Origin of the sequence: Rubrivivax rivuli (assembly GCF_004016505.1) — a bacterium.
Lineage (GTDB): Bacteria > Pseudomonadota > Gammaproteobacteria > Burkholderiales > Burkholderiaceae_C > Rubrivivax > Rubrivivax rivuli.
Map to the genome: position 1 here is coordinate 1 of NZ_SACR01000013.1, position 912 is coordinate 912.

Genomic DNA, 912 nt, shown 5'->3' on the forward strand with positions numbered 1-912 from the left:
CGTTGACGGCCGGGGCCAGCACCGCGCCGGCGGCCACGCTGACGTTGGCGGTGTCGGCGATGCGGTCGTTCGTTGCGGCCAGCGTGAGCGTGCCGTTGTTGACCGCCAGCGTGGTGACGGTGGCGCTCCCGTTGAGCGTGCTGTTGCCGGTGACGTTGAGCGTGTTGGCGCTGACGTTGGCGGAGAGCACGCCGCCGCTGCTCAGGGTGATGGGCGTGGCGCTGGTGAGCGTCAAGCCGCTGCCGGCCAGCGTGCCCCCGGCGCTCAGGCTGTTGACCGATTCGTCGGCACCCAGCGTGAGCGTGCCGCCCGTGACGATGACGACGTCGGCGCTGCTGGCGAGGTCGGCACCCGTGGCCAGCGTGAGGCCGCCGCCGTTCTGCACGGTCACGGTGCCTGCGCCCTTGGCGGCGCGCAGCGTGGCGCTGCCGGCCACGTCGAGGCTGCCGGCACCCAGGGCCAGGGCAACGTCGGCACCGCTGTTCAGCGTGTAGCTGCCGGCCGTGAGCGTGCCGCTGCCGTTCAGCGTGCCGGCGTTCGTGAGCGTGGCAACCGTCTCGTCACCGGCCGCGGTGAAGGTCGCACCGGCCGAGACGCTGAGCGCCGCGGTGTCCGCCAGGCGCTCGGCGCTGCCCAGCGTGAGGCTGCCGCCCGCCACCTGCACGGTGGCCGAGGCCAGTGTGCCCGTGAGCGCCAGCGTGCCGGCCTCCACGCGCGTGGTGCCGGTGTAGCCGTAGTTGCCGCCCAGCGTGAGGCTGCCGCTGCCTTGCTTGGTGAGCCCGCCTGTGCCGGTGAGTGAGCCTGCGTAGACGAGGTTGGCGCTGGAGGCGAGGGTGAGGGTGTGGCTGGCGAGGTTGACGGTGCCGGTGCCGAGCACGGCCGCGAGGGTCTGGTTGCCGCCCAGGGCCAGCG

The 912-nt window shown here is 73.5% G+C and carries 1 protein-coding gene; it reads right to left on the reverse strand.

From position 1 onward, the window contains the following. Nucleotides 1–912 (reverse strand): autotransporter-associated beta strand repeat-containing protein (locus EOE66_RS21610; RefSeq protein ID WP_205702795.1); only part of this gene is annotated, 912 nt, incomplete at both ends.